The 23,431-nt window shown below is 69.3% G+C and carries 18 protein-coding genes; 9 read left to right on the top strand and 9 right to left on the bottom strand.

Annotated elements, in window-relative coordinates; translation table 11 throughout:
• From TR48_RS43695 to TR48_RS28870, 6 genes are all read left to right on the top strand, one after another.
• Window positions 1-1,608 (top strand): hypothetical protein (locus tag TR48_RS43695; RefSeq protein ID WP_161789926.1); only part of this gene is annotated, 1,608 nt, incomplete at its 5' end.
• A 520-nt stretch (window positions 1,609-2,128) separates the two neighbouring features.
• A complete protein-coding gene (locus TR48_RS28890) occupies window positions 2,129-4,018 on the top strand; it encodes an ABC transporter substrate-binding protein (protein WP_084729850.1) in 1,890 nt (629 codons plus the stop codon).
• 177 nt (window positions 4,019-4,195) lie between these two features.
• Window positions 4,196-5,143, top strand: coding sequence for an ABC transporter permease (locus TR48_RS28885; RefSeq protein WP_042372773.1), 948 nt, complete (start codon window positions 4,196-4,198; stop codon window positions 5,141-5,143).
• A gap of 73 nt (window positions 5,144-5,216) precedes the next feature.
• Window positions 5,217-6,143 carry an ABC transporter permease gene (locus tag TR48_RS28880; RefSeq protein ID WP_236652374.1) on the top strand — a complete coding sequence of 309 codons (927 nt, stop codon included), beginning with the start codon at window positions 5,217-5,219 and terminating at the stop codon, window positions 6,141-6,143.
• A gap of 41 nt (window positions 6,144-6,184) precedes the next feature.
• Window positions 6,185-8,239 (top strand): ABC transporter ATP-binding protein, encoded by a 2,055-nt coding sequence (locus tag TR48_RS28875; RefSeq protein WP_052443141.1) that lies wholly within the window; start codon window positions 6,185-6,187, stop codon window positions 8,237-8,239.
• 87 nt (window positions 8,240-8,326) lie between these two features.
• Complete coding sequence (locus TR48_RS28870; RefSeq protein ID WP_042372770.1) at window positions 8,327-9,022, top strand: class I SAM-dependent methyltransferase; 696 nt, start codon at window positions 8,327-8,329, stop codon at window positions 9,020-9,022.
• Window positions 9,023-9,125: 103 nt separating this feature from the next.
• Here the strand turns inward: TR48_RS28870 and TR48_RS28865 are convergent, their stop codons facing one another.
• From TR48_RS28865 to typA, 6 genes are all read right to left on the bottom strand, one after another.
• Window positions 9,126-10,232, bottom strand: a complete 1,107-nt coding sequence (locus TR48_RS28865) for an ABC transporter ATP-binding protein (protein ID WP_042372769.1) — start codon at window positions 10,230-10,232, stop codon at window positions 9,126-9,128.
• On the bottom strand, window positions 10,225-11,283 hold the full coding sequence (locus tag TR48_RS28860; RefSeq protein ID WP_042372791.1) for an ABC transporter ATP-binding protein: 1,059 nt from the start codon (window positions 11,281-11,283) through the stop codon (window positions 10,225-10,227). Before TR48_RS28860 ends, TR48_RS28865 begins: the two co-directional genes overlap by 8 nt.
• Window positions 11,284-11,301: 18 nt before the next feature.
• Window positions 11,302-12,330, bottom strand: a complete 1,029-nt coding sequence (locus tag TR48_RS28855; RefSeq protein WP_042372767.1) for an ABC transporter permease — start codon at window positions 12,328-12,330, stop codon at window positions 11,302-11,304.
• The gene (locus TR48_RS28850; protein ID WP_042372765.1) at window positions 12,323-13,246 is read right to left on the bottom strand and encodes an ABC transporter permease; all 924 of its coding nucleotides are present in this window, start codon (window positions 13,244-13,246) and stop codon (window positions 12,323-12,325) included. The genes TR48_RS28855 and TR48_RS28850 overlap by 8 nt, the downstream gene beginning before the upstream one ends.
• 96 nt (window positions 13,247-13,342) lie before the next feature.
• Window positions 13,343-14,983, bottom strand: coding sequence for a peptide ABC transporter substrate-binding protein (locus tag TR48_RS28845; RefSeq protein WP_042372764.1), 1,641 nt, complete (start codon window positions 14,981-14,983; stop codon window positions 13,343-13,345).
• Window positions 14,984-15,393: 410 nt separating this feature from the next.
• On the bottom strand, window positions 15,394-17,298 hold the full coding sequence (typA, locus tag TR48_RS28840) for a translational GTPase TypA (protein WP_042372762.1): 1,905 nt from the start codon (window positions 17,296-17,298) through the stop codon (window positions 15,394-15,396).
• Window positions 17,299-17,523: 225 nt separating this feature from the next.
• On the opposite strand from typA, the gene TR48_RS28835 reads away from it, so the two are divergent.
• On the top strand, window positions 17,524-18,705 hold the full coding sequence (locus TR48_RS28835) for a hypothetical protein (protein ID WP_042372760.1): 1,182 nt from the start codon (window positions 17,524-17,526) through the stop codon (window positions 18,703-18,705).
• A 24-nt stretch (window positions 18,706-18,729) separates the two neighbouring features.
• Here the strand turns inward: TR48_RS28835 and TR48_RS28830 are convergent, their stop codons facing one another.
• The 3 genes from TR48_RS28830 to TR48_RS28820 all read right to left on the bottom strand — a co-directional run bounded on the left by TR48_RS28830 (window position 18,730) and on the right by TR48_RS28820 (window position 22,043).
• A complete protein-coding gene (locus TR48_RS28830; RefSeq protein WP_042372759.1) occupies window positions 18,730-19,623 on the bottom strand; it encodes a DUF4097 family beta strand repeat-containing protein in 894 nt (297 codons plus the stop codon).
• A gap of 53 nt (window positions 19,624-19,676) precedes the next feature.
• Window positions 19,677-20,207 carry a histidine kinase gene (locus TR48_RS28825; RefSeq protein ID WP_042372757.1) on the bottom strand — a complete coding sequence of 177 codons (531 nt, stop codon included), beginning with the start codon at window positions 20,205-20,207 and terminating at the stop codon, window positions 19,677-19,679.
• A 96-nt stretch (window positions 20,208-20,303) separates the two neighbouring features.
• On the bottom strand, window positions 20,304-22,043 hold the full coding sequence (locus TR48_RS28820; protein WP_052443140.1) for an ABC transporter family substrate-binding protein: 1,740 nt from the start codon (window positions 22,041-22,043) through the stop codon (window positions 20,304-20,306).
• A 238-nt stretch (window positions 22,044-22,281) separates the two neighbouring features.
• Here TR48_RS28820 and TR48_RS28815 point away from each other — a divergent pair, with 238 nt between their 5' ends.
• Together TR48_RS28815 and sdhC are read left to right on the top strand one after the other, a co-directional pair.
• Complete coding sequence (locus tag TR48_RS28815) at window positions 22,282-22,515, top strand: Rv0250c family protein (protein WP_042372756.1); 234 nt, start codon at window positions 22,282-22,284, stop codon at window positions 22,513-22,515.
• A 62-nt stretch (window positions 22,516-22,577) separates the two neighbouring features.
• Window positions 22,578-23,414 carry a succinate dehydrogenase subunit SdhC gene (gene sdhC / locus TR48_RS28810; protein WP_042372755.1) on the top strand — a complete coding sequence of 279 codons (837 nt, stop codon included), beginning with the start codon at window positions 22,578-22,580 and terminating at the stop codon, window positions 23,412-23,414.
• The last annotated feature ends 17 nt before the right edge of the window (window positions 23,415-23,431 follow it).

Here is a 23,431-nt window from a genome sequence, read left to right as displayed (position 1 = left end):
CCGCCGGGACAGGCGCCGCAGACCCCGCCCGGTCCGACCCTGCCGCCGCGCCCGGTGCCGGGCGCCCGGGCCGCGCGCCGGCAGAGCGCGCCCGAGGCCCCGGGTTCCACCACGGGCGCGCAGCCGACGCTCCAGTTCCCCTCGCTCGGAGATCCGCTGACGGAACCCCAGGGGGCCTTCCCGCAGACGGGCTTCCCCCCGGGCGGCTTCCCCCCGCCAGGCCCCCAGTCGGGCTCCCCGCAGGGTGGATTCCCGCAGGGCGGCTTCCCGCCCGGGGCCACCCTGGCCGACACGGCCTTCGGCGCGCCCATAGCCACCCCGACACCGGGAGGCCCCGACCAGCAGTTCGGCCGGCCGGGGACGCCGGGAACGCCCGGCCAGCCGGGCGAGGCGGGCGGCCAGCGCCGCTCCCCGAGGACCACCAAGGGCGGCCAGCCTCAGGCAGGCGGCCAGGCGGGTCAGCAGGTTCGCCAGGGCGCCAAGGGCGGTGCCAAGGGCGGCAAGGCCGGTGCCGGGAACGCCGTCGGCCAGACCGCGACGCTGCCGCCCATCCCGCGGCCCCAGCCCATCGCCGACGGCTTCGCCGGGGGGACCGGTGGCGTCAGCGCCGAGCCGCGCCCGGAGCCCACCGGAGGTGGGAAGGGGACCGGCGCCTCGACTGCCCCGTCCTCGGGCGGCGGCAAGCGCGGCGGCGGCAAGGCCCGCAAGCTCACCGGCTACGCGGTCGGGGCGCTGGTCCTGGCCGGCGCGGGCGCCTACGGCGCCGGGCTGATGCTCAACCAGGGGGACGTCCCCAAGGGCACCACGGTGCTCGGCCACGCGATCGGCGGCGACACCCGGGACCAGGCGCTCAACACGCTGGACAGCGCCCTCGGTCCACTGTCCGCCCGCCCGATCACCGTGTCCATCGGCGGCAGGACCGCGACGCTCAACCCGTCCGTCGCCGGCCTGACCATCGACACCACAGCGACGGTCGACAGCGTGGCGCACCACGACTACAACCCGGTCACCGTGATCGAGTCCCTGCTCGGGCAGAGCAAGGCGGTCGCCCCCGTCGTCACCATCGACCCGGACAAGCTCCGCTCCGCGCTGCAGCAGCTCGCCGCCTCGAGCGGCTCCACCGAGGCCAGCGTCCACTTCGTCGCCGGCAAGGCCGTGGTGACGCAGCCGAAGGGCGGCAGCGGCCTCGACGTCGACGCCGCGATCCCGCTCGTCGAGCAGGCTTTCAAGACTCGGGCCAGCGGCGGCACGGACGCGGTGGTCACCCTCGCGGTCACCACGGTGAAGCCCAAGGGCACCTCGGCCGCCGCGGACGAGGCGGCGCGCACCATCGGCGCCTGGGCCATGAAGCAGCCGTTCAAGGTCACGGCAGGCGGGCAGTCGATACTCTTCGGTAAGAACACCTTCAGCCAGGCCCTGACCCTGCAGCCGAACTCCTCGGGCGCCTTCGTGCCGGTCTTCAACCTGACCAAGCTGAAGGCCGCTTACGGTCCGGCCTTCGACAACGCGCACACCAAGGACGGCCGGCCCGTCACGGCCCAGGTCGTCGCCGCAGCGCTGGTCTCCCTGCTCAGCAACCCTGACGGAGCGACGTCGACGACGATCTGAGCCCCCGGGCCGAAGGCCCCCGACGACGACCGTTCGTCGACCGTCCGCCCCGGATGTGCACACTGCGCATCCGGGGCGTTCTGTTTCCAAAACATTTCCCAGCGCATTGTCGGAATTACCGCCGGCGAGGCGAATTCCCCCCGCCTGCGGCTCGATTACCCACAATAGGAGGGTTGACTTCTGGTGCGATCGGCGTTCCGCCCGAAAAGGTCTTGTGAGTCATTGAATGACCGATGTGTCCGGATCGCCCTTTCCATCCGCATCACCGTCCGATTATCGGACAGACTTGCACCCAACTCTCCTCTCAGCAGAGCATGTTGCCACCGCGTCAAGTGGTGGCAAGTAATAGCTGAAACAATGAATGGCCGTTACCCGTCGTTTGAGCGTTATCAATCCTTGATCGGTATGCTGTCGACACCGGGTTCCTTCGCCCATCAGTATGTGCCTCAGCTACGGCGTTGTTGTTCGGTGTTCCTGACCACCGGCAGCGGACGCGAATGACCGACTCCGGGAGGGATACATGAGCAGAAGGAACCTTCGGGTCCTGCAGGCGGCGGCCCTGGTGGCCACGGGCGCACTGGCACTGTCCGCATGTGGAAGCAGTGGCGGCTCGAACAACAACACCAAGCCGAACGCGGCCGCCGACTACTCGTACGGCACCATCCCGGCTGCGTCCTCGAACGTCGTCCCGGGCGGCACGCTCCACATCGCCGAGGACATCGGCGCCCAGCCGAACTGGATCATGCCGCTCACGCCGGCTGCCAACTCCTCGGTCTACGACCAGTACCAGTTCCAGTACCTGAGCTGGCGCAGCCTGTTCTGGTCCCCCAAGGGCTCGACCCCGGACTGGGACTACTCGCGCTCGATGACGGACGGCAAGCCGACCGTCTCGGCCGACGGCAAGACGTTCACCATCAAGCTGAACGGCAAGTACACCTGGTCCGACGGCCAGAAGGTCACGTCCAAGGACGTCCTGTTCTGGTACTACGAGTACAAGGCCGCGGTGAAGGAAAGCCCGGCCAACATGGGCAACTACACCGTCGGTCAGTTCCCGGACAACGTCACCGCCGTCTCCGCGCCGGACGACCAGACGGTCACCTTCACCTTCAACCAGGTGCTGAACCCCGACTGGGTGCTCGGCACCGAGTTCTCGCAGATCGTGCCCATGCCGGCGCACGCCTGGGCCAAGTCCTCGGACAACGGCTCGATGCTGGACTACACCCAGCCGGCCAACGCCAAGGCCATCTACGACTACCTGTCGGCGGCGTCGAAGAAGCTCGACACCTACCAGACCAACCCGCTGTGGCAGGTCGTCGACGGCCCGTACAAGATCAGCATGTACAACACCTCCACCGGTGCGGCCAACTTCGTGGCCAACAAGAACTACACCGGTGAGGGCAAGCCGAACATCGCCGAGATCGACGAGCTGGCCTACACCTCGCCGACCGCCGAGTTCAACGACCTGCAGTCGGGCAAGCTCGACTTCGGCTACGTCAAGAGCGACAACTACCCGCAGCTGGGCAAGCTGAAGACGAACGGCTACAACGTCTACGGCCTCCCGTCGTTCGGCTTCAACTTCTCGTACTTCAACTTCAAGAACACCACCGGCGGTTGGGACAAGGCTGTCGCCCAGCTCTACATCCGCCAGGCGTTCGCCCACCTGCAGGACGAGGACGCCGAGATCAAGGGTGTCTTCAAGGGCCTGGCCGCCCCGGCGTACGGCCCGCTGGGTGTCGCGCCCAAGTCCCCGTACACCCCGGAAAGCGCGCTGACCAACCCGTTCCCGTTCTCGGTGGACACGGCCAAGCAGCTGCTGACCTCGCACGGCTGGACCGTCGTCCCGAACGGCACGACCACCTGCACCAGCCCGGGCACCGCCGCCAACCAGTGTGGCGCCGGCATCACCAAGGGCCAGAACCTCGACTTCACGCTGTTCTACACCAGCACCCCGAAGTCGGTCGGCCAGATGATGACCGCGTTCGCGGCCAACCTGAAGCAGATCGGTGTCAACGTCACGCTGAAGACGGACACCTTCAACAACATCGTCACCAACGAGTCCGTCGTCTCCACCCCGAAGAACAACAACAACTGGGGCATGGCCGACTTCGGTGGCTTCACCGAGAGCATCTACCCCTCGACGATCAACCTGTTCAACACGGGCGGCTCGTACAACCAGGGTGGCTTCTCGGACCCGACGCTCGACAAGCTGATCAACAACTCGATGGTGTCGCCCGACTCCAACGCGCTGAAGAACGAGATCACGGCCGTCGACGCCGACCTGCCGGGCCTCTTCCAGCCGAACGAGGACCGCGTCTACGCCTGGAGCCCGAAGCTGTCCGGCTCGACCGACTCCTTCGCCGCTGCCACGCAGTTCATGCTCAACCCCGAAGACTGGTACTTCACCAAGTAAGCCGGGATCGCATACGGGGCGGCGTCTGATCAACGGTCAGCCGTCGCCCCGGCCGATGCCTCGCAGCCCACCCGGACCAAGTGTCGACTCCGGGTGGGCCGCCTGGCATCACCAGGCAGCTCCAAGGAGGGCTGTCTTCCTCCCCCCCGAACCATTACGAAGGAGGAGATCCCGGACATGGCGGGTTATCTCATCCGACGCCTGACCACAGCGATCCTCGTGGTCTTCGGCATCATCCTGGTGACGTTCCTGATGTTGCACATCATCGCGCCGTCACCCGCGATCACGGTCCTCGGACCCAAGGCGCAGCCGGCGGCCATCAAGGCCTGGAACCATGCCAACGGCTTCGACAAGCCGTGGTGGGACCAGTTCGCCACGTATCTGGGCCACCTCTTCCAGGGCAACCTCGGCTACTCGTACCACCTGAACCAGTCGGTCAGCGCACTGCTCACCGAGAAGGCGCCGCTGAGCGGCCTCCTGACGATCGCCTCACTGGTGCTGTCCATCCTGGTCGCCCTGCCCCTCGGCATCTACCAGGGCGTCAAGCGCAACAGCTTCGGCGACATCACCGCCACCTCGCTCGCCATGATCTTCTACTCCATGCCGACCTTCCTGGTCGCGCTGGTGCTGGTCCAGGTCTTCGCGCTCAGCCTCAAGTGGGTCAACCCGAACGTCCCGCAGGACCAGACCCTCTCCGGGGCACTGGCCGGGTGGCCCGACCTGATCATGCCAATTGTGGCACTGACGCTCACGGCTGTCGCCTCATATTCGCGATACCAGCGCTCGGCGGCGCTCGACGTGCTCGCGCAGGACTACATCAAGGTGGCCCGGGCCAAGGGCCTCTCGGAGCGCCTGGTCTACTCGCGCCACCTGGTGCGCAACGCGTCGCTGCCGATGATCACACTGATCGGCCTGTCGCTGCCGCTGCTGATCGCGGGCAACCTGCTGGTCGAGTACACGTTCAACATCAACGGCCTCGGTCTGCTCTTCGTCAACTCCCTCCAGGGTTACGACTACAACGTCCTGATGGCCTACACCCTGATCACGGCCGTCCTGACGGTCGTCGGCAACCTCATCGCCGACATCTGCCTGACCCTGTCCGACCCCCGCATCAAGCTGGTGTAGCGCCATGTCCGAGACGAACACTCCCGCGGTCTCCACCGAGACCGAGACCGAGACAGCCCGAGGAGTCGAAGACGTGAGCGTCACCATCGAGTCCCCGGCCGGTCCCGAGCCGGCCGTTCCGGCGGTCTCCGACGCCGGCGAGCTCCAGAGCACCACCTCCGCCTGGAAGCTGACGCTCCGCGAGTTCCTGAAGAACAAGATGGCCGTAGCCGGTGTGGCGATCCTGGTCTTCTTCGTGCTGTTCTGCTGGCTGGGCCCGGTCTTCTACCACTCGAACCAGAACACGACGGACCTGCTCAACACGGACGGCGCACCCGGCGCGGGCCACCCGCTGGGCACCGACAGCAACGGCTTCGACATCATCGGCCGCATCATGATCGGCGGTCAGACCTCCCTCTGGATCGGTTTCGCCGCCGCCGTCATCGCCACCGTCATCGGTACCCTGTGGGGCGCCGTCGCCGGTCTGCTCGGCGGCCTGATCGACGCGACGCTGATGCGCATCGTCGACATCCTGCTCTCGCTGCCGTTCCTGCTGGTCGTGCTGATCATCTCGCAGCGCTACGGGGCGAACACCTGGGGCCTGATCATCATCCTGGGCGTTTTCTCCTGGCTGGTCCCGGCCCGACTCATCCGCGGCGAGGTCCTCTCGCTCAAGGTCCGCGACTTCGTCTCGGCCGCGCGGGTCATGGGCGGCACCAACACCCGCCTGATCTTCCGGCACCTGATTCCGAACGCCATGGGCACGGTGATCGTCAACATCACCTTCCAGATCGCCGACGCGATCCTCGCCCTGGCCGCCCTCGGGTACCTCAACTTCGGTGTCCGATACCCGAACACCGACTGGGGCTCGCAGCTCGGCGACGCCCAGAGCAACCTGTCCAACGGCTACTGGTGGGAGGTCTTCCCGGTCGGCGTCTCCCTGGTGCTGGTCGTCATGGCCTTCAACTTCATCGGTGACGGCCTCCGCGACGCCGTCGACGTCCGACTGCGCAAGCGCTGACGACGCCCGCACAGAGACAGAGACGGAATCGAGGAACAACCATGGCTCTTCTTGAGGTCAACAACCTCTCCACCCACATCGCGATCAGCAGCGGCAGCGTCCAGGCCGTCGACGGCGTCTCCTTCCACCTGGAGGCCGGGGAGACCCTCGGCCTGGTGGGCGAGTCCGGCTGCGGCAAGTCGATGACCGGCCTCTCGCTGATGCGCCTGCTGCCCCCGGGCGGACAGCTCGTCGGCGGCTCCTCCGTCAAGCTGAGCGGTCGCGAGCTCGTCGACCTGCCCGAGTCGGAGATGCGCAAGATCCGCGGCAACGAGATCGCGATGGTCTTCCAGGACCCGATGAGCTCCCTGGACCCGACCAAGACGATCGGCTACCAGGTGTCCGAGCCGGTCATGCTGCACCGCGGCGCGAGCAAGGCGGAGGCCCTCGACCGGGCCGCCGAGGTGCTCGGTCTGGTGGGTCTGCCGAAGCCCAAGGAGCGTCTCGGCGACTACCCGCACCAGCTGTCGGGCGGTCTGCGCCAGCGCGTCATGATCGCCATGGCGCTCGCCTGCGAGCCCAAGGTGCTCATCGCCGACGAGCCGACCACCGCGCTCGACGTCACCATCCAGGCCCAGATCCTCACCCTGCTCAACGACCTGAAGGATCGTCTGGGCATGGCGATGATCCTGGTCACCCACGACATGGGCGTGGTGGCCGGGCACGCGGACCGGATCAACGTCATGTACGCCGGACGCATCGTCGAGTCCACCAAGACCGACGAGCTCTTCAGCGACATGCGCCACCCCTACACCCAGGGGCTGCTCGCGTCGATCCCGCGCCTGGCGCAGGACAACACGCAGAAGCTGTTCACCGTCCCGGGCCTGCCGCCGGACCTCTCCAACCCGCCCACCGGCTGCCGCTTCGCGGCCCGGTGCAGCTACGCCCAGGACGACTGCCGGACCGAGGACCCGGGGCTCAAGGGCCCGAAGGAGCACACCTTCGCGTGCTTCCACCCGGTCGACGGCCCGCTGGACCTCACCTCCTCGACCACGGTGGCCGACCGGTCGGCTCCGGCCGCCAAGGAGAAGCGGCCCCTGCTCGAGGTCACCGACCTGGTCAAGGAGTTCCCGGTCGGCGGCAACCTGTTCGGCCGCAACAAGGCCGTGGTGCACGCGGTGTCCGGCGTCTCCCTCTCCCTCGGCTACGGCGAGACCTTCGGCCTCGTCGGCGAGTCGGGCTGTGGCAAGACCACGCTGGGCCGCATGATCGTCGGCCTGGAGAAGCCCAACGCCGGCCAGGTCACCCTGGACGGCGCCCAGGTGGGCTCGCTGCGCGGCAAGGCGCTGCGCCGCCACCGCCGCGACCTGCAGATGATGTTCCAGGACCCGCACGCCTCGCTCGACCCCCGCATGCGCGTGGGCTCGATCCTGCGCGAGCCGCTGCAGATCCAGGGCATCGGCACCGCGCAGGAGCAGCTGTCCCTGGTCACCGACCTGCTCGGCGAGGTCGGACTGCCCAAGTCGGCGCTGGAGCGCTTCCCGCACGAGTTCTCCGGCGGTCAGCGTCAGCGCATCGGCCTGGCCCGCGCGCTGACCCTGCACCCGAAGGTCATCGTCGCGGACGAGCCGGTCTCGGCGCTGGACGTGTCGATCCGCGCGCAGGTGCTCAACCTGATGAAGCGTCTGCAGGCCTCGCACGACCTGTCCTACGTGGTCATCTCGCACGACCTGGCGGTGGTCAAGTACCTCGCCGACCGGATCGGCGTGATGTACCTGGGCAAGATGGTCGAGGTCGGTTCCGGCGAGGACATCTACCAGCGTGCGGCCCACCCCTACACGGCGGGTCTGCTGGAGGCCATCCCGGTCCCCGAGCCCGAGCTGGAGCGCGAGAAGCGCGGCGGCGGCATCAAGGGCGAGCTGCCCAGCCCGGTCGCCCCGCCGTCCGGTTGCCGCTTCCGCACCCGCTGCCCGCTGGCGCAGGAGCGCTGCGCGGAGGAGGAGCCGGCCATGCGCCTGTTCGGCGACGGCCACGTGGCGGCCTGCCACTTCCCGCTGCAGACGCCCGTCTCGGACACCCCGGTCACCGTCGCCACCCCGGCGGGCGAGGCGGTCTGACGCCCCGTAGCGGAAACCGGTAGCCAAAGGGCCCGCCCGATCGCCATGATCGGGCGGGCCCTTCCGTCGTCTCAGTAAAGGTTCGTCGTGCAGCTGTCCGACTTCTCCCCCGCCCCGAACCAGGGCGGCAACCCCGAGCTGTACGAGACCGAGAACCGCGCGGTCGACCCCGGCGGCCTGGTGCTCGACGCCCTGGCGAAGATCGCCCCATGGCAGGGCCGCACCCTCGTCGACCTCGGCTGCGGCAGCGGTTACTGGCTCGGCTCCTACGCTGACGCCGCCGAGGTGATCGGCGTCGAACCGGATCCGACGCTCGTCCCCCGCGCCGCGGCGCGGAGCGCGTCGGCGCGGGTCCTGCACGGCTCGGCGGAGCACGTCCCGTTGCCGGACGCGTCCGTCGACGTGGTTCACGCGCGCTTCGCGTACTTCTGGCCGCCGCGTTGTGAACGGGGTCTGCGCGAGGTGCTGCGTGTGCTGCGGCCCGGCGGCACCCTGGTCGTGATCGACAACGACTGGCGGAACGGCGAGTTCGCCGCCCTCCTGCGCGCGTGCGCCGGCTCCGCCGCGATGGGCGGCGGTGACCGCACCGACGCGTGGTGGTCCGAGCGCGGCGCGGAGCGCACCGAGGTGCTGAGCAGCTGGGCCTTCGACTCCCGCGCCGACCTCGAGGCGGTCCTGCGGATGGAGTTCCCCGACGGCACCGCGGACGCCTGGCTGGAGCAGCACCCGGAGGCCACGGGTCTGAGCTACGGCTTCGTGCTGTTCTCCGTCCGGAGGGGATGAACCTCCAAGGGCACCGGGCAACACCACAGAGGCGCGGGGCTCCACTGACATGCGGCGGAGCCGCACATCGGTGGAGCCCCGCGCCCCTGAAGGTCGCTGGTGCTCAGGCCTCGCCGTTGGTGGCGCCGACGATGTCGACGTCCTCGGCGAAGTGGCAGGCGGACTCGTGCGCGGCCGGGGTGTCCTGGCCGCGGAAGACCTGCGGGATCGCCAGCAGCGGCTCCTCGACCGCGCACTTCTCCTGCGCCTTGAAGCAGCGGGTGCGGAAGCGGCAGCCCGACGGCGGGTTGGCCGGCGAGGGGATGTCCCCGCCGAGGATGATCCGCTCGCGGCCCTCGCGACCCTCCGGGTCCGGCACCGGCACCGCGGAGAGCAGCGCCTGGGTGTAGGGGTGGGTCGGGTGCTCGTAGATCTCCTCGTCCGAGCCGATCTCGACCATCTTGCCGAGGTACATCACGCCGACGCGGTCGGAGATGTGACGCACGATCGACAGGTCGTGGGCGATGAACATGTAGGAGAGGTTGAACTCGTCCTGCAGCTTCTCCAGCAGATTGATGACCTGCGCCTGCACGGAGACGTCCAGCGCCGAGACCGGCTCGTCGCAGATGATGATCTCGGGCTTGAGCGCCAGGCCGCGTGCGATGCCGATGCGCTGGCGCTGGCCGCCGGAGAACTGGTGCGGGTACCGGTTGATGTACTCCGGGTTCAGCCCGACCACGTCGAGCAGGTCCTGGACCTCCCTGCGGCGGTCGCCCTTGGGAGCCACCTCGGGGTGGATCTCGAAGGGCTCGCCGATGATGTCGCCGACCGTCATGCGCGGGTTCAGCGAGGTGTACGGGTCCTGGAAGACCATCTGGATGTTCCGGCGGATCGCCTTGAGCGCCCGGCCGGAGACCTTGGAGATGTCCTCACCCTTGTACAGCACCTCGCCGGCCGTGGCCGTCTCGAGGTTCATCAGCACCTTGGCCAGCGTCGACTTGCCGCAGCCGGACTCGCCGACGATGCCGAGCGTCTCGCCCTGGTGCAGGTCGAAGGAGACGCCGTCGACGGCCTTGACCGCGCCGATCTGCTTCTTGATCAGGATGCCCTGGGTCAGCGGGAAGTGCTTCTCCAGGTTGCGCACCTGCAGAATCGGCTCGCCGCGCTCGACCTTCTGCTCCATCACGGCCTCGATGGCTGCGACCTCGGCCGCCTCCTGCGCCTCAGCCATGGATGGTCTCCTTCCAGAAGTGGCAGGCGCTGCCGCGGCCCTGGATCGGGGCGCCGTCGGCCTCGGTCACCGCGTGCAGCGGTGGGATCTCCGTACGGCAGATCTCCTGGGCCATCGGGCAGCGCGGGTTGAACGCACAGCCGGAGGGGATGCGCAGCAGGTTGGGCGGCAGACCCTTGATCGCGTAGAGCTCCTGGCCCTTCTGGTCCAGGCGCGGGATCGAGTCCAGCAGGCCACGGGTGTACGGGTGCGCCGGGCGCTTGTAGAGCTCGTGCACGGGGGCCGTCTCGACGATCCGGCCGGCGTACATGACCGCGATCTTGTCCGCGACGTCGGCGACGACGCCGAGGTCGTGGGTGATCAGGATCAGGCCCATGTTGTACTCGGCCTGAAGGTCCGCCAGCAGCTCCATCACCTGGGCCTGGACGGTCACGTCCAGGGCGGTGGTGGGCTCGTCGGCGATGATCAGGTCCGGCTCCAGGGCCAGCGCCATGGCGATCATGATGCGCTGGCGCATACCGCCGGAGAACTGGTGCGGGTACTGGTTGACCCGCTCCTTGGCGGCCGGGATGCCGACGCGCTCCATCAGCTCGACGGCCTTCTTCTTGGCCTCGGACTTGGAGGTGCCGCGGTGCACCCGGAACATCTCGCCCAGCTGCGTCCCGACGGTGTGCACCGGGTTCAGCGAGGAGAGCGCGTCCTGGAAGATCATGGCCATCTGGGTGCCACGGATCTTGCGGCGCTTCTCGCTGGAGAGCTTCAGCAGATCCTCGCCCTTGAAGACGATCTCGCCGCCGGTGACGAAGCCGGGCGGGCTGTCCAGGATGCCCATGACGGCCTGGGAGGAGACCGACTTGCCCGAGCCCGACTCACCGAGGATGGCCAGGGTCTCGCCGGCGCGAACGCTGTAGTTCACGCCGTTGACGGCCTTGGCCACACCGTCGCGGGTGCGGAACTCGACCTGGAGGTTCTTCACCTGCAGCAGCGGGGCGTCCTCGCTGTCCGCGGTGCGGCCGCGTCCGGCGTCGGCGGTGACTTCGGTTGCATGAATACCCACAGTTCCGCCTCCTCAGCGCAGCTTGGGGTCGAGGGCGTCGCGCACCGCGTCGCCGAGCATGATGAACGCAAGGATGGTGATGCAGAGCGCGCCGGCCGGGAAGAGCAGCATGTGCGGCGCGTTGCGGAAGGTGTCCGCGGCGGCCGAGATGTCGATGCCCCAGGAGACGGTCGGCGGCTTCAGCCCCACACCCAGGTAGGAGAGCGTCGCCTCCAGCGAGATGTAGGTGCCCAGCGCGATCGTCGCCACGACGATGATCGGAGCGAGCGAGTTCGGCAGGATGTGGCGCAGCATCAGCCGCGAGTTGCCGGCCCCGAGCGCCCGTGCCGCCGTGACGTAGTCCTGCTGGCGGGCGGTGATCACCGCGCCGCGGGCGATGCGCGCGAGCTGCGGCCAGCCCAGCACCACGATGAACGCGACGACGATCCAGATCGACCGGCTCGGGATGACGGAGAGGAAGACCAGGCCGCCGAGCAGGATCGGGATGCCGAAGAAGATGTCCGCGATGCGGGAGACGACCGCGTCCAGCCAGCCGCCGAAGAAGCCGGCCAGGCCGCCCAGCAGCGTGCCGAGCAGCGCGGTCCCGAGGGTGGCGAAGACACCCACCGTGATGGAGGCCCGGGCGCCGTAGATGGTGCGGGCGTAGACGTCGCAACCCTGGGTGTCGAAGCCGAAGGGGTGACCGGAGGTCGGGCCCTGCTGGGACTTCGACAGGTCGCACTGGAGCGGGCTGGTCGAGTCGAACAGGCCCGGGAAGATCGCGACGATGACCAGGAAGATGATCAGGATGCCCGAGATGATGAAGATCGGGTTGCGCCGCAGCTCGCGCCAGGCGTCCTGCCACAGGCTGCGCGGCACCTCGCGGTCGGCGACGCCCACCGCCTCGGTGGACACCTCCGGCGCGTGGGTGAGGTCTTCCTTCTCGAGCATGCCCTCCACCTCCATGGCGCCCAGGGTGGGCGTCTGCGGGAAGGCGCTGGACAGTTCGGTGTTCGCGTCGTCGGGGACGCCGTTCGGCTTGTCAGGCTGCTGATCAGGCATAACGGATCCTCGGGTCCAGGACCGCGTAGAGCAGGTCGACGAGCAGGTTGGCGAGGAGGAAGACGATCACCAGGACCGTCACGAAGCCGACGACGGTCGGCGTGTTCTGACGCAGGATGCCCTGGTACAGGTAGTAGCCCACGCCGTGGATGTTGAAGATGCGCTCGGTGACCAGGGCGCCACCCATCAGGGCGCCGAGGTCGGTGCCGAGGAAGGTGATGACGGGGATCAGCGAGTTGCGCAGCAGGTGGTGCGTGATCACGCGGCGGCGGGGCAGGCCCTTGGCCACGGCCGTGCGCACGTAGTCGGCCTTGCTGTTCTCCGCGATGGTGGTGCGGGTCAGGCGGGCGACGTAGGCGAGGGAGACCGAGGCGAGCACGAAGCCCGGCAGCAGCAGTGACTGGATGGGCGCACCCTCCGGGACGGTCGCGTCCGCGAGGCCCCACTTCACGCCGAACAGGTACTGCAGCACGTAACCGATCACGAAGGTCGGGATCGAGATGACGATCAGCGTCATCACCATCACGCCGGTGTCGGCGAGGCGGCCGCGGCGCATGCCGCTGATGACGCCGAGCCCGATACCGATGATCACCTCGAAGGTGAAGGCCACCACGGTGAGCTTCAGGGTGGTCGGGTAGGCGGTCTTCAGCAGCTCCGTGACGGGCTGGCCGCTGAAGGTGGTCCCGAGATCCCCGGTGAAGATCCCCTTCATGTAGTTGCCGTACTGGACGATCAGCGGATCGTTCAGCCCGAGCTGCTGCCGCAGCTGCGCGGCAACGGCCGGGTCGGGAGCCTTGTCGCCGAAGAGTGCGGCAACCGGGTCACCGAGAGCGTGCACCATCGCGAAGATGATGAACGTTGTCCCGATGAACACCGGGATCATCTGGAGCAGTCGTCGGATGACGTAGCGCCCCATGGAACCTCCAGGGATTCGTCGCGGCGGCGGCCGGGAATCTCGAGGATTCCCGGCCGCCGTCCGGCTCGCGCGGCGATCGGCCGGCGGACCGACGACTTACTTGTTGACGGTGATGTTCGTGTAGACCGGCACGCTGAAGACGTCCAGCGACACGTTGGAGACGTTCGAGGACCAGCCGACGGTGCCGTTCTGGTACCACAGCGGGATCGACGGCAGGTCGGTGACCAGCAGCTTCTCGGCGTTCTGGAAGTCCGAGACCGCCGCCGACTTGGTGCTGGCGGCGTTGGCCTGGTTGACCATGCTGTCGAACTGCGGGTTGCTGTAGTGCGAGTCGTTCGACGCGGCGTTCGTGTAGAACAGCGGCTGCAGGAAGTCCTGGATCAGCGGGTAGTCCATCTGCCAGCCGGTGCGGAAGGCGGAGGTCATCTGCTTGTTCTGGATCTGGTTGCGGAAGTCCGCGAACGTGCCGATCGGCTTGCCGACGCAGGCGTTGGTGTTGCCCAGCGCGTTGTTGATGCTGTTGCAGACCGCGTCGACCCACTCCTTGTGCGGGCCGTCGGCGTTGTAGCTGATGGTCAGCTGGCCGCCGGGGATGCCGCCGCCCTGCTGGATCAGCTGCTTGGCCTTGGTCGGGTTGTAGGTGCAGACGTCACCGCAGAGCGTGCTGCTGTAGCCGCCCTCGGCGCCGAGGACCGGGGAGGTCCAGTCGGTGGCCGGGGTACGGGTGCCCTGGAAGATCACCTTGGTGATGGTCGGGCGGTCGATGGCCATCGAGATGCCCTCGCGGACCAGCTTGGCGCCCGCCGTGTTCCACTTCGGCTGGTTCAGCGGGAAGGAGATGGTCTGGTTGATACCGGCCGGCTGGTTGAGGTAGCGACCGTTGAGGTCGGACTGGACCGTCTTCAGCGCGGTGTTGGACAGACCGTTGTCGATGTCGAGGTTGCCGGCCTGGAGATCCGCGTAGGCGGCGTTCGGGTCGGTGTAGACCTTGAGGTCGACGCCGCCGTTCTTCGGCTTGTAGTTGCCGGAGTACGTCGAGTTCGGGGTCAGGGACATGCCCGTGCCCTTGGTCCACGACTTGATGACGTAAGGACCGTTGCCGACCGGGTGGGCCTCCCACGCGGTGGGGTTCTTGAAGAACGACTGCGGCAGCGGGTAGAAGGCCGAGTAGCCGAGGGTGTCCGGCCACAGCGAGAACTTCTGGGTCAGCGCGACGGTGAAGGTGGTGTCGTTGACGACCTTCAGGCCGGACATGGTCTGCGCCGTCGGCGAGCCGCTCGCGGGGTGGACGGCGTCGTAGCCCTGGATCGACGTGAAGAACGGGTCGGTGTTGTTCTGCGCGTGCGGCAGGTAGGCGCCCCAGTTCCAGGCGTCCACGTAGGAGCTCGCGGTCACCGGGGTGCCGTCGCTGAACTTCCAGCCGGGCTTCAGCGTGATGGTGAAGTGCTGCTGGTCCGTGGTCGTGATCGACTGGGCGTTCGCCAGCTCGGCGACACCGGTCTTCGGGTTGTAGTGCTGCAGACCCTCGAAGATCATGTTAAGGACCGCTCCGCCGTTCACCTCGTTGGTGTCGGTCGGGATGAGCGGGTTCTGGGGGTCACCCCACCATGCGCGCACCACGCCGTTGGCGTTGCTGCCCGAGCTGGACCCGCTGGAGCTCGAGGTGCTGCAGGCCGTGGCGGCCAGGGCGATGGCGATGGCCCCGGCGGCGAACTTCGCTTGCGTGGCTCCACGCATGGACGTGCCTCCTCAGACGTGCTGTTTGCACTTGTTCTGCGGCGCCCTCGCCCACCCCTGGGCGTCAGCGCCTGAGCTCGTAGGCCGTCCGCCATTGGTCGGCAGCCGGCCCGGTGACCCGAGCGTCGGTGTCTCTACTATCCGTCACTCTCGGCGATGCTTCCGACCAAATGACATTGCGGTTTGATCACACGCCTGTGAGCTATGTCTCGCAACTTGGGCATCACCAGGTGGGTGCAACAGATGTCGAATCGGACATGGAATACCGCCCAGACTCATCGTGACACCGATATCCGTACACTCTGGCACTGACACTCGGCCTGAATGTCATCACCATGAGTGACTGCCGAACGGCGCAGAAATGCCGCCGGAGGCGGTGCCTCCGGCGGCTTCGAGGGTCCTGCTGAGGATCAGCCCTTCGAGGCGCGGCCGCGGGTACGGGCGCGGGTCTGCGCGTCGAGCACCACCTTGCGGATGCGCACGGTCTCCGGGGTCACCTCGATGCACTCGTCCTCGCGGCAGAACTCCAGGGACTGCTCCAGGGAGAGCTTGCGCGGCGGGACGATCGACTCGGCCACGTCGGCGTTCGAGGAACGCATGTTGGTGAGCTTCTTCTCCTTGGTGATGTTCACGTCCATGTCGTCGGCGCGCGAGTTCTCGCCGACGATCATGCCCTCGTACACCTCGGTGCCGGGGTCGGTGAACAGCACGCCGCGCTCCTGCAGGTTGGTCATCGCGAAGGCGGTGACCACGCCGGAGCGGTCGGCGACCAGGGAGCCGTTGTTGCGGGTGGTCAGCTGGCCGAACCACGGCTCGTGGCCCTCGTGGATCGAGTGCGCGATGCCGGTGCCGCGGGTGGAGGTGAGGAACTCCGTGCGGAAGCCGATCAGACCGCGGGACGGAACCACGAACTCCATGCGGACCCAGCCGGAGCCGTGGTTCGACATGTTGTCCATGCGGCCCTTGCGGACACCCATGAGCTGGGTGACGGCGCCCATGTGCTCCTCGGGCACGTCGACCGTGAGGCGCTCGACCGGCTCGTGCGTCTTGCCGTCGACCTCCTTGGTCACCACCTGCGGCTTGCCGACGGTCAGCTCGAAGCCCTCGCGGCGCATGGTCTCGATGAGGATGGCCAGCGCCAGCTCACCACGGCCCTGCACCTCCCAGGCGTCCGGGCGCTCGGTGTCCAGCACGCGCAGCGAGACGTTACCGATCAGCTCGCGGTCCAGCCGGTCCTTGACCTGGCGGGCGGTGACCTTGCGGTCGACCTTCGCGCCCGACTTGGCGTCGGCGCCCTTGCCGGAGCCGCCCTTGCCGACCAGCGGCGAGGTGTTGGTGCCGATGGTCATCGAGATGGCCGGCTCGTCAACCGTGATCAGCGGCAGCGCGATCGGGTTCTCGGTGTCGGCGAGGGTCTCGCCGATCATGATGTCGCCGATGCCGGCGACGGCGCAGATGTCGCCGGGGCCGGCCTGCTCGGCCGGCTTGCGGGTGAGCGCCTCGGTCATCAGCAGCTCGCTGATGCGGACGTTGGAGATCGAACCGTCGCGCTTGATCCAGGCGACGGTCTGGCCCTTCCTGAGGTAGCCCTGCTCGACGCGGAGCAGCGCGATACGGCCCAGGAAGTTGTCGGCGTCCAGGTTGGTGACGTGGGCCTGGAGCGGCGCGTCCTCGTCGTAGGTCGGGGCCGGGACGTGCTCCAGGATGGTGGAGAAGAACGGCTCCAGGCTGTCGCTGTCGGACGGCACGGTGCCGTTCTCCGGCTTGGTCAGCGAGGCGATGCCGTCACGCGCGCAGGCGTAGACGATCGGGAACTCGATCTGGTCCTCGTCCGCGTCCAGGTCGAGGAAGAGGTCGTAGGTCTCGTTGACGACCTCGTCGATCCGGGAGTCCGGACGGTCGGTCTTGTTGATGCAGAGGATGACCGGCAGCTTGGCCTGCAGCGCCTTGCGGAGCACGAAGCGGGTCTGCGGCAGCGGGCCCTCGGAGGCGTCCACGAGGAGGACGACCGCGTCGACCATCGACAGACCGCGCTCGACCTCGCCACCGAAGTCGGCGTGGCCGGGGGTGTCGATGATGTTGATGGTGATCGGGTCGCCACCGCCCTTGGGGTGGTACTTGACCGCGGTGTTCTTCGCGAGAATGGTGATGCCCTTCTCGCGCTCCAGGTCGTTGGAGTCCATCATGCGGTCGTCCAGGTGCTGGTGCGCCGCGAAGGCTCCCGCCTGCTTCAGCATGGCGTCGACCAGCGTGGTCTTGCCGTGGTCGACGTGCGCGACGATGGCGACGTTCCGGATGTCATTGCGCGTGGGCATACGGAGTACAGTTCTCCCGAATCGACTGGGCGTGGCACCCGCCGAGCACGGTCCGTGCCGCCGGTCCACCCACCGGGCATCTGAACATGCCACGGCTTTGTCCTATGGTACGTGGTTGCCCTCGCACACTCGCGCGCTGCCCGGCGAACGGCGGACGAACCCCTCTGACCTCCCGGGTATCCGGGCCTGGCCACCCGGGTCGCCCGGATGGCATGATCGCGCGGCGTGACCCAGCCCCCGGCGCCCGGAGCGCCTCGTCGCCCCGCCCGCTTTCGCGTCCTGCCCTTCCTTCTCGGCCTCGGCGCCGCTGCGCTGACGAGCGTCGCACCGAACCTCGGCCACGGCCGGGACGCCTTCGCCCTGTTGGCCGGCCTCTTCGTGGGCGCGCTGCTCGCGGTGCAGCTCCAGGCACTGGTGGGGCTGGCGCTCGGCCGCCTGGGCGGCACCGCGCCGGCGCTGCTCATGATCGGCGCCGGCCGGCTGCTGGGCGTGCGCCGTCTGCGCGGGGTCACCCTGCTCGTCCGCCCGATCCCGCTGGTGCCGCTGCTCGTCGGCGAGGCCGTCGTGGCCGTCGACCGCCTGCGGCCGCGCCTCTTCCTGAACGGGCTGCTCCGGGTCGCCGTCCCCGCCGGCCTCGGGGTCGCGCTGATGTGGACCGACACGCCGCTGCGCTACCTCGGCACCGGGCTGCTCCTCGTCCCACTGCTGCTGCTCACCGCGCCCCGGACGCCGGGCACGATCGGGTGGATGCTGTTGCGCGCGCCCTTCGCGGACGCCGGCCTGTTGCCGCAGCTGGCCCTCGGCGAGCGGGAGCTGACCGCGCAGCGTGCGCTGATGGGCGCACGCGTCGCCGAGGCGCGTGCCGCGCTGGACGGCGTCCCCGCAGACACGCTCTCCCGGGTGCGTCTGCACGCCGCCGTCGACGTGGTCTCGGGTCGCTACGCCGAGGCCGTCGAGGCCCTGCTCGGCGCCCCCGGGGCACGTGGGCTCGCGCCCCGCGTCCCTGGGGAGGAACTGCTGCTCGCGCGCGCCGGTCTGCTCGCCGCCGAGGCCGGCGTGATGCCGCGCGAGGACGCCCTCGCGGCCGCGGCCATCGGCGTCGCCCTCGCCGGGGAGCGCACCCCGCGTCTGCTCGCGGCGACCGACATCCTGGCGACACAGGCCCTGCTGAACGGCCGCGCGGCGGATGCGGCCCTGCTCGCGCGCGGCGCCCTCAGGCGGATGTCCGACCAGCTGACCCGTGCCTACTGCCTGTGCACGCTGGCCGCGGCCCAGTCCGTCACCGGCGATCAGCCGGCCGCCCGCGCGAACCTGGCACAGGCCCGGGCGCTCGCCCCGGAGCTCGCCCGCATCGCGACGGTGGAACGTCTGATCGACGAGCTGCCGCTGATGCGGGACCGCGTCTGACCGAGGCGCTCGGCGGGCGCGCGGTCAGGCCTGTTCGTCGAGCCGGGCGACGCGGCGGATGGTGATGTCGCCGAGCTTGGTCTCGGCGCGGACCTCGACCTTGTCGACCGGCTCGCCCGCCTCGGGGGCGTCGGTGCTGGCGAGGTCGTTGTAGACGCGGCCGACGCCGGTGTTCAGCTCCAGCCAGGCGGCACTGCCGTCGCGGACGCCGACCTCGACGCCGCCGTTCTTGGAGGTCGCCGAGACCTTGCCGCGCACGACCTCGCCGATCCGGACCTCGCCGTTGGAGCTGGTGGCGGTGATGTCCGACAGCGCACGCTCGACGTTCACCGAGCCGTTGGCGCACTTGACCGTCGCCGCGCCCGTGACGACCGCGATCTGCACCTTGCCGTTGTCGTTGTCGACCTCGGCGGAGCCGTCGACGGCGCCGAGGCGGATGTCGCTGGAGCTGGTGTGTATCCGGACGGGACCGCCGACGCTCTCGACGCTGACCTCGCCGACGCCGTTGCGCAGGTCGAGCGGGCCGGTCTCGGCCAGCCGGACAGTGCCGAGATCGGTCTTGAGGACGACCGCGCCGAGCGCGCCCTCGGCGTGGAAGTCGCCGATCGCGGCCTCGCCGCGGACAGCGGAGTCCGTGGGCAGCTGGATCAGCACGTCGACGGACTCCGGCCGCTTGCTGCTGAAGTTCACGAACCGGTTCAGCGGCTTCTTCGAGACGACGGTGAGGGTGCGGGCGGTCTCGTCGTACTCGACGCGGGTGTTGTCGGCGGCCTTGACGTCGGCCGCCTTGGCCGGATCGCTCGGGCGGATCTCGACGGTCGTGTCGGTGCGATCCGAGGCCGCGAATCGCACCTCGGCGACGTAGAGGTCCAGGACGACGGCGATGGGGGCGGGGGTCTCGAACGTCGAGAGGGACATCTCGGGATTCCTTTGCTCAGGCAGGGACGTTCCGGTGGCGGTGCGCGTGCGTGTCAGCGGGCCCAGCCGGTGAAGCTCTGGCCGAGGGCCCGGTCGGGGTTCTGCGCCGGGGCGGGCCGGGCGGCCCCGCGGCCCTGGGCGGCCAGACCGGCCGCGGCGGCGCGGACGATCCAGGCGTTGACGGAGAGCCCGCCGGAGGCGGCCGCGTCCTCGATCAGGGCCTTGAGGTTGGCGGGCAGCCGCAGGTTGATCCGGACCATCGCGGCGTCGTCGCCCTCGGCGACGGGCAGCCGCACGTCGACGGGACCGGGGGCGACGTCGGCGGCCGGCGGCGCGGGGGCGGGCGGCGGCGTGACGGCGAAGCCGGCGGCGCCGCCCCGGAGCCGGACGTCGACGGAGCCGGGCGCGAGCTCGGCGGAGATCTCCTCGGCGGCGGCGGAGAGGGCTTCGAGCAGGGTGAGCCGGACGGCGGCGTCCAGCGGCTGGAGAAGCCGGTCGGCGAGAGCGCGGGCGTCCTCGCCGCCGACCTCGGCTGCGGTCGTCAGCTCGCGGCGGAGCTGGTCGACATAGGGGGTGAGGTCCATGGCTTTAGAGTGGCACCACTTTGGCACCAGTGCAAGCGGCTTTGGCTCAGACTGGCGTACGTGCAGCTCACAGTGGTGCCAAACGAGGCCGGGACGCTAGTGCCCCTGCCCGGAGGCGAACCCCATGTCCTGGAAGCGCGGCGTCGCGAAGCCGAACGCCCCGACATTGCGGACGTTGTCACGGATGCCGACGAGCTCGGGCGACTGGAAGAGGGGGAGCGACGGCGCGGCCTGCCAGATCCGGATGTCCGCCTCGTTGGTCAGCCGGGTCGCCTCGGACGGGCTGCTCGCGGCCGCCGCCTGGTTCAGCAGCTGGTCGATCTCGTCGGTTCCCGTCGCGGAGAGGTTCTGGCCCACCGTGAGCGAGCCGTCCGCGTTGACCTGGGGCTTGGCGAACAGGGCGCGCTCGTCGGCCACCGGGAAGAGCGAGGCCGGCCAGGTGACCAGGGCGAGGTCGAAGTCCCCGGCCGCGACGTCCTTGGTGAAGAAGTCCGCCTCGGGAACCGCCTTGGTCGTCAGGCCGATGCCGACCCGGCCGAGCTGCGTGGTCAGGAGCTTGGCGATGACGGCGTCCCTGGCCGATCCCGCGCGGGTGAGGAGCGTCAGCGTCAGCGGCTTCGTCCCGTTCGCGCGCGTCGCTCCGGACGCCGCGTCCCCGTGCGCGCCGAGGCGCCAGCCGGCCGCGTCGAGGAGCTTGGCCGCGTTCGTCGCGCTCGCGCCGAGGGCGGCGGCGTCGTCCTGGTAGCCCTGCTGGTCCGCCATCAGCAGGTGGTTGCCGAGCGGCACGGCCGGCAGGTCCAGCGGCTTGAGGACGGCGTCGGCCACGGCCTGACGGTCCACCGCGTCGGCGACGGCGCGGCGCACCTGCGGGTCGGCGAGCAGGCCGGTGCCGCCGTTGAAGGCCAGGGCGAGGTAGCCGGGCGCGGAGGCGCGCAGCACCTCGGTGCCCGAGGTGGCGTCGGGGGTGTCGCCGGAGTCGTCCGCCGCCCTGCTGAGGTCGGCGACGTCGACGCGGTGCGCGGCGAGCGCGGACGCCGCGCCCCCCGAAGCGACGGCTGTGAACGCGATGGCGTCCAGTTTGGGGCGATCGCCCCACCACCGCGGATTGCGCGCGACGGTCAGCGTCTTCTGGGCGCCCTGGCCCTCGGCGCCCTTGAGCGTGAACGGACCGGCGTCGGCGGCGAGCGTGCTCTTCAGCCCGTCTGTGAACGCCTGCGGCGAGCTGGTCGAGGCCGCCGGGTACAGCGGTGTGAACAGCGAACGCCAGGGCGCGTAGCCGTGCGCGAAGACGACCTTGACCTGGTGCGGCTTCGGGCCCGCCGCGACCGAGGAGATGCTGTCGTAGCCGTCGGCGTGCGCCGCCCCCGCCGCCTCGAACGCGGGGTCGGCGCCACTGAGCGCGTGCCACTGGCCGGCGAAGTCCGCGACGCCGAGCGGCTTGCCGTCGCTCCAGACCGCCTTCGGGTTGAGCGTGTAGACGACGGTCTGCGGCGAGGAGGAGACCTGCTTGGCGCTCTGCAGGTAGTCCTGGTCCACGGCGGCCTTGCCGGAGGCGTCCAGGGTGAACAGCGTCGGCAGCAGAGCCTGGTCGGCGAGGGTCGTGGCCGGGCTCGCGTCCGCCGCGAAGGCGTTGAGGGTGGTCGGCAGCGCGTCGACCGCCCAGCGCAGCGTGCCGCCCTGGGCGACGGCCGAGCGGGCGGCGTGCGACATGTCGTCGGCGCGGACGGCGGGGGCGTCCGAGCCGGAGCAGGCGGCCAGGACCAGGGCCACGGCCGCGGCCAGCACCGCGGCGGAGGTCTCGCGGGGCGCACGGGGGAAGGGTTTGCGGTACACCACCCCGCCACTCAAGGACCTGGGGCCACCGTATGCCTGACGACACGTCGGAAGAGGCCCCGGAGCCACCCGATCGGGGCAGCGGATTGCGCCGAGCGGGGGCGCGCGCCGCGGAGGCGTAATCCGCCAATCGTGAGCAAAGCCTTTTCAGGTGAGGGCGATCGGGGCCACACTCGCTTCCGCGCGTTCCTGACAGAACATCAGGAATCGAATACCCATGCGCGTGGAGGGGAGCTGAGTCATGCCCTCGAACACGATCGATCCCACCGCCCTGGCGGAGGCCCACCGACGGCTCACCGAGCTCGACCGGGCGGTCGACGAGACCCGGCTCGCGCTGGCCCGCCTGCGCGCCTGCCTGCCACCGTGCGGCGCGCCCGAACAGCGCAGCAGCCCGATCGAGGTGTCGGACGAGCAGTACGACCCCGCGATGTGGCACGACGCCGAGGACGAAGGCATCGGCGGGCACCGCCACTGACCGGAAGACGATCCGGCGCCGACGCCCGGCCGGAACCGCCCAGGAGAGGACGAGGAACAGCAGTGACGACGGAGACGAGGCCCCCCGAGGCCGCGGACAGCACCGGTCGGGGGGTCCACTCCCCTGGGCGCGCGGCCATCGCACAACGGCATCTACGGCTGGACCGCTGGTGGCTCCCCCAGGCCGTGACCGCCGCAGGCCTGCTGCTCTTCATCGGGTACTCGACCTGGCGGGCCTTCTTCGGCCTGCACACCTCGTACGCCGCGCCCTACGTCTCCCCGTTCTACTCGCCCTGCCTCGCCGCGAACTGCCCCAAGATGGCCGGCGGCGCGGACTGGGCGCTGTTCGGCGGCTGGTGGAGCCTGTCCCCCGCGCTGATCGTGCTGATCTTCCCACTGGGCTTCCGGCTGACCTGCTACTACTACCGCAAGGCCTACTACCGGTCCTTCTGGTCCTCCCCGCCGGCCTGCGCGGTGGCCGAGCCGCACGCCAAGTACAGCGGCGAGACGCGTTTCCCGCTGATCCTGCAGAACATCCACCGGTACTTCTTCTACGTCGCCATCCCGGTGGCCGGCATCCTCACCTGGGACGCGATTCTCGGCTTCCGCGACCCACAGGGCCACTGGGGGCACATGGGCCTCGGCACCCTGGTGCTGCTCGTCAACGTCTCGCTGATCTGGGCGTACACGGCCTCGTGCCACTCCTGCCGGCACATCGTCGGCGGCCGGCTGCGGCACTTCTCCAAGCACCCCGTGCGGTACCGGCTGTGGACCTGGGTCAGCAAGCTCAACGCCCGTCACATGCAACTGGCCTGGGCCTCCCTCTTCAGCGTGGGCCTGGCCGACCTCTATGTGTACCTGCTGGCGACCGGCGCCTTCAGCGACCCGCGCTTCTTCTAAGAGACCCAAAGGAACAA

This window comes from Streptacidiphilus neutrinimicus, from assembly GCF_000787815.1.
Classification (GTDB): Bacteria; Actinomycetota; Actinomycetes; order Streptomycetales; family Streptomycetaceae; genus Streptacidiphilus; species Streptacidiphilus neutrinimicus.
This window is presented reverse-complemented; position numbering and strand designations above follow the sequence as displayed.

Bases quoted from the DNA above. Each gene is read 5' to 3' on its own strand.
- TR48_RS28890 (WP_084729850.1), top strand. From the start codon at position 2,129: ATGAGCAGAAGGAACCTTCGGGTCCTGCAGGCGGCGGCCCTGGTGGCC.
- TR48_RS28855 (WP_042372767.1), bottom strand. From the start codon at position 12,330: ATGCCTGATCAGCAGCCTGACAAGCCGAACGGCGTCCCCGACGACGCG.
- TR48_RS28885 (WP_042372773.1), top strand. From the start codon at position 4,196: ATGGCGGGTTATCTCATCCGACGCCTGACCACAGCGATCCTCGTGGTC.
- TR48_RS28875 (WP_052443141.1), top strand. From the start codon at position 6,185: ATGGCTCTTCTTGAGGTCAACAACCTCTCCACCCACATCGCGATCAGC.
- TR48_RS28825 (WP_042372757.1), bottom strand. From the start codon at position 20,207: ATGGACCTCACCCCCTATGTCGACCAGCTCCGCCGCGAGCTGACGACC.
- TR48_RS28815 (WP_042372756.1), top strand. From the start codon at position 22,282: ATGCCCTCGAACACGATCGATCCCACCGCCCTGGCGGAGGCCCACCGA.
- TR48_RS28830 (WP_042372759.1), bottom strand. From the start codon at position 19,623: ATGTCCCTCTCGACGTTCGAGACCCCCGCCCCCATCGCCGTCGTCCTG.
- TR48_RS28850 (WP_042372765.1), bottom strand. From the start codon at position 13,246: ATGGGGCGCTACGTCATCCGACGACTGCTCCAGATGATCCCGGTGTTC.
- TR48_RS28845 (WP_042372764.1), bottom strand. From the start codon at position 14,983: ATGCGTGGAGCCACGCAAGCGAAGTTCGCCGCCGGGGCCATCGCCATC.
- typA (WP_042372762.1), bottom strand. From the start codon at position 17,298: ATGCCCACGCGCAATGACATCCGGAACGTCGCCATCGTCGCGCACGTC.
- TR48_RS28865 (WP_042372769.1), bottom strand. From the start codon at position 10,232: ATGGCTGAGGCGCAGGAGGCGGCCGAGGTCGCAGCCATCGAGGCCGTG.